A 7,333-nucleotide genomic window follows, 5' to 3' on the forward strand; every position below is an offset into this window, starting at 1 on the left:
GTCCCGCGCCATGCCCGAGCCCACGCCCCCTGCCGAAATCCGCGCCCTGACCGGGCTGCGTGGCCTGGCCGCGCTGCTGGTCACGCTGTTCCACTACTACGGCAACCTCGATGCCAGCCTGGTCGATATCGGCCATGTGGCGCTGCGCCGGCTCTATCTCTGCGTCGACCTGTTCTTCATCCTCAGCGGCTACGTCATGGCGATGACCTATGGCGCGCGCTTCGGCGAGGGCGGCTGGACAGCGGCCTGGCGCGGCTTCCTGCTGCGGCGGCTGGCGCGGATCTATCCGCTGTATGTCGTCACGCTGCTGGGCTGCATGGCGGTGGCGCTGGCGCTGTACGGCCGCTTCGCGCCGGAGCGCGGCGGCTTCCCGCTGATGATCGACCAGCCCTGGCGCGACGTGCCGCTGAACCTGCTGCTGATGCAGTCCTGGGGCCTGGCGCGCAGCGCGCTGGTGCCGGCCTGGTCGATCAGCACCGAATGGGCGGCCTATCTGCTGTTCCCGCTGCTGGTGCTGCTGATGCTGCGCGGCTCGGCGGCGCGGGCGGCGCTGGGCTGCCTGCTGGCGCTGCTGCTGCTGGCCGCGGCGGTCTGGATCACCGCCCATGACGGGCTGGCGCATGGCGGGCCGCTGGACGCCTCGCAGGGCGAGGTGCCGGGGGCCTTGCTGCGCTGCCTGGGCGGCTTCCTGCTCGGCATGGCGACCTGGCGTGTGGCGGCCTCGGGCTGGCTCGGCCGCTGCTGCGGCGATGCCGTGGGCGTGGCGCTGCTGGCGCTGCTGGGGCTGGCCTGGCTCTGGGCGCCGGGCGACCTCTGGATCTATCCGCTGCTGCCGCCGCTGGTGCTGCTGCTGGGGACCAATCGCGGCCGGGTCGCCGCCGCCTTCGGCGCGCCGCTGCCGCATGCGCTGGGGCTGCTCTCCTATGCCGTCTACCTGCTGCACTACCAGCTGGCCGGCGCCATCCATGGGCTGGAGGCGGTGCTGGCGGCGCGGCTGCCGGTCTGGCTGGCCTATGGGGTGGCCGGCATCGGCACCTACGGCCTGCTGCTGGCGGCGGCGGCGGCCAGCTATCGCCTGGTCGAGCTGCCGGGCCGGCGGCTGCTGCGCGGGTTGGAGCGGCGTCGCGGCCGGCGCGACGACCCGCCGCCCGGCCTCACTCTGCCCGATCGTACTTCGGCCGATCGTACCCCGGCGAACCTCACCCCGGCCGGGCTGGCGGCCTCCTCATAGCCGCCCGGCGTCGCGCCGCGCCGCATAGGCCTGCAGATGCACCAGCGCCATCTGCAGCACCGGCGCGGCGATGCCGGCCTCGCGGGCGCGGCGATGCATGAAGCCGACGATGTGCTCGGCCTCGGTCGGGCCGCCGCGCTCGACATCGCGCAGCATCGAGGTCGCGTAATGCGAGCCGCGATCGGCGAAGATTTTCCCGTAATTCGCCATGAAGGCGTCGCTCGGCGGGTGGCCGGCGGCGGCGGCGATGGCGGCGGTCTGCTGCAGCGTCGCGGCGAAGAGCGCGGCGCCCTCCTCGGCGGCCAGGATCTCGCCGACGGTGGCGCGCATCAGGCAGGTCATGGCGGCGGCGGTGGACAGGTGCACCAGCTTTTCCCACAGCCGCTGCAGGATATCCGGCACCGCCTCGCAGTCGGCGCCGACCGCCTTGTCGAACAGCGCGGCGAAGCCGGTGGCGCGGGGTGACAGCGTGCCGTCCTGCTCGCCCACCGTCAGGAAGCGCCAGTCGTTGAACTGGCGGATGGCGCCCTCGGGCGTCTGCGTCGCCTGGATGCGGGCGGTGCCGCCCAGCACCCGCCCGGCGCCGAAGGCCGCGTTCAGCCGCGCCATATGGGCGATGCCGTTGAGCAGCGGCAGCACCGCGCCCTCCGCCGCCAGGAAGGGCGTGACCGCGGCGATCGCCGGCTCCAGGTCGTAGGCCTTGCAGGTCAGCAGCACCAGGTCGAAGGGCTTCTCCACGCTGTCGGCGGTGATGCGGCGGACCGGGATGCGGGCATCGCCGAAGGGGCTGAGCAGGTGCAGCCCGCTGGCCAGGGCGGCGGCGCGGGCCGGGCGCAGCAGGAAGGTGACATCCGCCCCCGCCTGGGCCAGCCGCCCGCCGAAATAGCCGCCGGTGCCGCCGGCGCCGAGCACCAGTATTCGTGTCATGTCCGGACCCGCCCCGCTGGTTTTTCTCGCGAAATTCGGCGCCTCCGGGGCGGGCTTGTCAATGCGGCAGCCTGCCCCGGGGCGACAATCGCCAGATCCGATTAAGATTTGGGAAACCAAACCAGCGCAGAGGCGACAAAGGACGACAAAATTCGAGGACTTCGCCGCATGCGCATCCGTACCTTCCTGCTGGCCTGCTTCTGCGGGGTCGCGGTGCCCGGTGCCGGCGCCTCGCTCTGGCTGTCCTCCAACGCCTTCTCCGCCTGGCAGCGGGCCGAGGAGGCGCAGCGCTCGACCAATGCGGTGAGCGACGCGCAGCGCGCCCAGACCGCCATCGCCGTCGAGGTCGGCGCCTTCGCCTCCAACCTGCGCATGCCGCAGCCGCAGCTCGACGTGCTGCGCGAGGCCGCGGTGCAGACCGACCGCCGCCTGCAGGCCGCCGCCGCGACCGCCACCGAGGCCGGCTTCCAGGCATCGCTGGCGCGCGACACCCTGGCCCGGATCCAGCAGGTGCGCGCCCGCGCCCAGGCCGAGATGGCCCGGCCGCTGGAGCAGCGCGACGCCAACCTGCCGAATGTGACGCAGGAGACGCGCAACCAGTCGGTCGAGGCGCTGCGCCGCCTGGCCAGCCAGGCCGCCGACCGCGTCACCGCCACCGCCCCGGGCGCGGCGCTGCTGGTCGAGGTGGCCGGCGCCGCCATGGATTTCCGCGATTTCATCGGCCGCCGCAGCGTCCCCGTCACCGCCTGGGTCGGCGGGCTGGCGGTGACGCCGCAAAGCTATGACGACATGCTGCTGTTCACCGGCCGCATGGAGCAGGCCTGGGCCGGGGCGCAGCGGCTGATCGCCACCCTGCCGAATGCCGAGCGGCTGCAGCAGGCGGTGGTGGCGCAGCGCGCCATCCAGGCCGAGCTCGAGCCGCGCTGGCGGCAGATGCTGGTGCTGGGCCGCACCGCGCTGATCCAGGGCAAGGTCGACTGGGGCACCACGGTCGCCGAGTTCCGCCCCTGGTCGGTGCGCTCGCAGGCCGAGATTCTCTCTCTCCGTGACGCCGCGCTGGACGATGCCATCGCGCTGGCCGATGCCGCTTCCGACCGGGCGCTCGCGATCTTCTCCGGCGCGCTCGCGCTGGCGCTGCTGGTCGGCGCCGCGGCGATTTCCTCGGTCGTCCTGCTGCTGAAGCGGCTGGTCGCGCCGGTGCGCCAGCTGACCGAGGGTGTCGGCCGGATCGCCGCCGGCGAGCTCGAGATCGCCGTGCCGCATCGCGGCCGCGCCGACGAGGTCGGCGAGATGGCCGATGCGGTCGAGGTGCTGCGCGCCAATTCCGTCGAGCGCCGCCGCATGGAGGAGGCCGCGGCCCTGGCCCAGGCCGAGCGCGCCCGCCGCGCCCAGCATCTGGAGGCCCTCGTCCGCGACTTCGAGGGCCGCGTCGGCGAGATGACCTCGATCGTCTCCTCCGCCTCGTCGGAGCTGGAGGCCACCGCCCGCTCGATGAGCGAGACCGCCGCCATGACCAACCGCCAGGCCGGCACCGTGGTGGGCGCGGCCGGCGAGGCCAGCAGCGGCGTGCAGACGGTGGCCGCCGCCGCCGAGGAGCTGGCGGCCTCGATCCAGGAGATCAGCCGCCAGGTCGGCCAGGCCACCGCGGTCGCGTCGCGCGCCGTGGAAGACGCGCAGCGCACCGACAGCGTCGTGCAGGTGCTGGCCATCGGCGCGCAGAAGATCGGCGACGTGGTCAAGCTGATCAGCGACATTGCCGGGCAGACCAATCTTCTGGCGCTCAACGCCACCATCGAGGCGGCGCGTGCGGGCGAGGCCGGCAAGGGCTTCGCGGTGGTGGCGTCGGAAGTGAAGTCGCTGGCCGGCCAGACCGCCCGGGCGACGGAGGAGATCAGCAGCCAGATCGGCCAGATCCAGCTCGCCACCGGCGAGGCGGTGACCGCGATCGGCGCCATCTCGCGCACCATCGAGGAGGTCAGCAGCATCGCGGTGGCGATCGCGGCCGCCGTCGAGGAGCAGAGCAGCGCCACCAGCGAGATCGCCCGCACCGTGCAGCACACGGCGGAGGCGACCGGCCAGGTGACGGCGAATATCTCGGCGGTCAGCCAGGGCTCGACCGAGACCGGCGCGGCCGCGACCCAGGTGCTGGCCGCGGCGTCGGAGCTGGCGCGCCAGTCGGAGCAGCTGACCGAGCGCGTCGGCACCTTCGTCGCCGAGGTGCGCGCGGCCTGAGGGCCGCGGAATTTACCTGAGGCGCAGCAGGGGTCGGGATATTTTCCGGCCCCTGCAACCTTTCCCTGCAACCTCGCCATCGCGGGCCGGTTCTGGGCTTTGCCACCCTCAGCAAAGACCACCGCCATGACCCGCATCGCTGTGCCGCATCCGGCGCCTTCCTTGTCCCCTGCCGCCGTCCATCAGGCCGGCTCGTGGCGCCGCAGCTTCGCCCAGGATCCGTCGCTGCGCCCCGGCCAGCCGCCGGTGGTGCCGCTGCCGCTGCTGCCGCCGCATGCGAACCCCGCGGCGCCGCGCCTGGCTGCCTGGATTGCGCGCTGAACGATTCGTTGCTGCTGCGGCCTGATCCGTTGCGCTGGCAGTGCAAAGCCAGGCCGTGACATGACGCGCGACAGTACAAGTCACGCGGCACGATACTCTTCGCAACACAAGCCATAGCGGACTGATCGCGCGGAAAAATTGCCGCAGGTCGCGGTGCAACTCCGGGATCGATCGTTGCTTGTGCGACCATGGTGCCGCATGGTCCCCGGATGCCGCCGCAAGACTTGCCCCATCCTGCCGTTCCGGCACTGGCAGGGACGGTCCCTGCCGCCCTGCCGCCGCCCCCGCCGTCCAGGCCACGGGAGGCCGCGTCATGAGCCCCCCCGGCGACGACGCAGGCATGCCGCTCGACCCGCTGGTGCTGGTGGTCGATGACGAGGCCGCCTGGGCGGAGGAGCTCTGCAGCACCGTCGGCCGCTATGGCTTTCGCGGCCGGGCCGGCAATTCCTGGGACGACCTGCAGCGTATCATGGCGGAGGAGGAGCCCGACGCCATCCTGCTGGACCAGCGGCTGGGCCGGGTCGACACCGTCTCCCGCCTGCCGGAGCTGCGCCAGGCGACGGATGCCACCATCATGGTCATCACCGCCAATGTCAGCGAGGTCGACCGCATCCTCGGGCTGGAGAACGGCGCCGACGACTTCCTGATCAAGCCGATCTCGGGGCGCGAGGTGGTGGCCCGGCTGCGCGCGCGGCTGCGCCGCCGGCCGGAGGCCGCGACCCCGGCGCCGCCCCGCCCGGCAGGGGCGCCCGGCACCCCCGCCAGGCCCGGCGGCAGCTGGCGCTTCGACCCGCGCGGCGGCGGGCTGTGGCGGCCCGATGGCAGCCGCGTGCATCTGAGCCTGGCCGAGTTCCGCGTCCTGGCCGCGCTCTACCAGGCCAGCCCGCAATCGGTCAGCCGCGACGCGCTGTCGCAGATCGCCTTCGGCCGGCCCTGGCATTTCGGCGACCGGGCGGTGGACAACAGCATCCTCGGCCTGCGCCGCAAGCTGGGCGACCTGCGGCTGGGCGGCACGCTGCGCACCATCCGCGCGGTCGGCTACGTCTTCACCGGATTCCCGGAAGACTGACGGCGGCCGGCCTCGCCGGCGCCGGACCGCCGGTCAGCACCGGGGCGGAACGGTCCAGGACCGTTGCGACATTCCCGGACAATCCGTGGTGCCGGCGACAAAGCGGGCGATGGTCGCCCGCTGTCGCCACCCGGGTCGACACAGGCGTCATGTCGACCACGAAACCGTGAATAACTGGCGGCAAAGCCGCCCCGCGCCAGCATAATCAGACATTTAACCATTTCCTTCCCGGTCCGTTGCCGTGGCACACACGGCTTCGTGAGGACGCAGGGGCAGTGACCAAAAGGGTCGGCCCCCGGCGCCGCGACAGCGGATCAACCTCGTCGCCGGAGCGTCGAAAAATGACGCGCCGGGCGGCGGATGGCGAAGGGGTAGGGGCAAAATGCTCAGTCTCCACGGCGCGGGGACAAGGACGGCGACAGGGTCTGGCCAAGCGGCCTCAGCCCGCCGGCACGCCTGTCATCTCGACGAGCAGCGCCAGGGCCAGCCACAGCGGCAGCAGGAACAGCGCGAAGGGCAGGGGACGCCCCCGGGGACCCCCTGCGCCGTGGCGTGCCCGCCTGCGGCGCCACAGCCCGACCGCCAGCGCGGCCAGCAGCGCCAGCGCCAGGGCGGCCGGCAGCGGCGCCGGCGCCTGCAGCGCCGCGACCAGCGCCAGCTTCACGTCGCCGCCGCCCAGCACCCCGGCACGCCAGGGCAGCAGCAGCCCCAGGCAGGCGATCGCCGCCAGCCCCAGCGCCGCCAGCTCCGGCGCGCCGCGCAGCAGCAGCGCGACCAGCGCCAGCCCGGCGCCGGCCAGCACCAGCCCGTTGCCGATGCGCCGCTGCCGCAGGTCCTGCGCCATGCAGAGCAGCGCCCAGCCGGCCTGCAGCCCCAGCAGCGCCATCACCCCCGCCGTCATCGCCTGTCCCCCCTTCGCCCCGGAGCCGCCGCGTGATCGCTCTGCTGCAATCCGGCCGCGCGCTGATCTGGCTTGGCGGCGGCAGCCTGCTGGTGGCCGCCGGCCTGCTCGGCCTGGCCGGCACGCGCCAGCCGGAGGCCGTCGCCGTCGCCCCGCTGGTGCCCGCCCTGGCCCCGGTCGCGGCGCCGCTCGCTTTGACCCGCTACCTGGTGGCCAGCCAGGACATCGCGCGCGGCACCCCGGTGACCGCGGCGGCGCTGACCCTGCTTGGCATGGAGCGGCCGCCGGCGGAAGGCGCGCTGACCACGCTGGAGCCGGCGCTGGGCCAGGTGGCGCTGCAGCATATCTTCGCCGGCCAGGCGATCCTGCCGGCGCAGCTGGGCGGCGCCACCGGCGCCGGCCTCGGCCCGCTGGTGCCGGCAGGCCTGCGCGCCATGACCGTCAAGGTGGCCGAGGATAGCGGCATCAGCGGCCTGCTGCGCCCCGGCGACCGTGTCGACCTGATCCTGGCGACGCAGCCGCCGGCCGCCCCCGGCGCTCAGGCGGTGGCCTTGACCAGCCAGCCGCCGGAACTGGCGCAGCGCGTGCTGTCCGACCGGCTGGTGCTGGCCATCGGCGAGGCGCTGGAACCCCCCGCCGAGCCCGCCCCCGG

7 protein-coding genes are annotated in these 7,333 nt (G+C 73.6%); 5 read left to right on the top strand and 2 right to left on the bottom strand.

Annotated features, from left to right (window positions below):
- Positions 1-10 precede the first annotated feature (10 nt).
- Complete coding sequence (locus tag GVN67_RS00450) at positions 11-1,231, top strand: acyltransferase (RefSeq protein ID WP_159992281.1); 1,221 nt, start codon at positions 11-13, stop codon at positions 1,229-1,231.
- Here GVN67_RS00450 and GVN67_RS00455 read toward each other — a convergent pair.
- Complete coding sequence (locus GVN67_RS00455) at positions 1,226-2,158, bottom strand: 2-dehydropantoate 2-reductase (protein WP_159992282.1); 933 nt, start codon at positions 2,156-2,158, stop codon at positions 1,226-1,228. The genes GVN67_RS00450 and GVN67_RS00455 overlap by 6 nt on opposite strands.
- Positions 2,159-2,326: 168 nt before the next feature.
- On the opposite strand from GVN67_RS00455, the gene GVN67_RS00460 reads away from it, so the two are divergent.
- From GVN67_RS00460 to GVN67_RS00470, 3 genes are all read left to right on the top strand, one after another.
- Positions 2,327-4,390, top strand: a complete 2,064-nt coding sequence (locus tag GVN67_RS00460) for a methyl-accepting chemotaxis protein (protein ID WP_159992283.1) — start codon at positions 2,327-2,329, stop codon at positions 4,388-4,390.
- Between the two features lie 126 nt (positions 4,391-4,516).
- Positions 4,517-4,711 carry a hypothetical protein gene (locus GVN67_RS00465; RefSeq protein ID WP_159992284.1) on the top strand — a complete coding sequence of 65 codons (195 nt, stop codon included), beginning with the start codon at positions 4,517-4,519 and terminating at the stop codon, positions 4,709-4,711.
- A 313-nt stretch (positions 4,712-5,024) separates the two neighbouring features.
- Positions 5,025-5,780 carry a response regulator transcription factor gene (locus GVN67_RS00470; RefSeq protein ID WP_159992285.1) on the top strand — a complete coding sequence of 252 codons (756 nt, stop codon included), beginning with the start codon at positions 5,025-5,027 and terminating at the stop codon, positions 5,778-5,780.
- 439 nt (positions 5,781-6,219) lie between these two features.
- On the opposite strand, the gene GVN67_RS00475 is transcribed toward GVN67_RS00470, so the two are convergent.
- A complete protein-coding gene (locus GVN67_RS00475) occupies positions 6,220-6,681 on the bottom strand; it encodes a prepilin peptidase (RefSeq protein ID WP_159992286.1) in 462 nt (153 codons plus the stop codon).
- A 32-nt stretch (positions 6,682-6,713) separates the two neighbouring features.
- On the opposite strand from GVN67_RS00475, the gene cpaB reads away from it, so the two are divergent.
- Positions 6,714-7,333, top strand: a 620-nt coding sequence (gene cpaB, locus GVN67_RS00480) for a Flp pilus assembly protein CpaB (RefSeq protein ID WP_159992287.1), incomplete at its 3' end; no start/stop codon positions are given.

This window comes from Roseomonas sp. 18066, from assembly GCF_902706185.1.
In the GTDB taxonomy this organism is placed as follows: domain Bacteria; phylum Pseudomonadota; class Alphaproteobacteria; order Acetobacterales; family Acetobacteraceae; genus Pseudoroseomonas.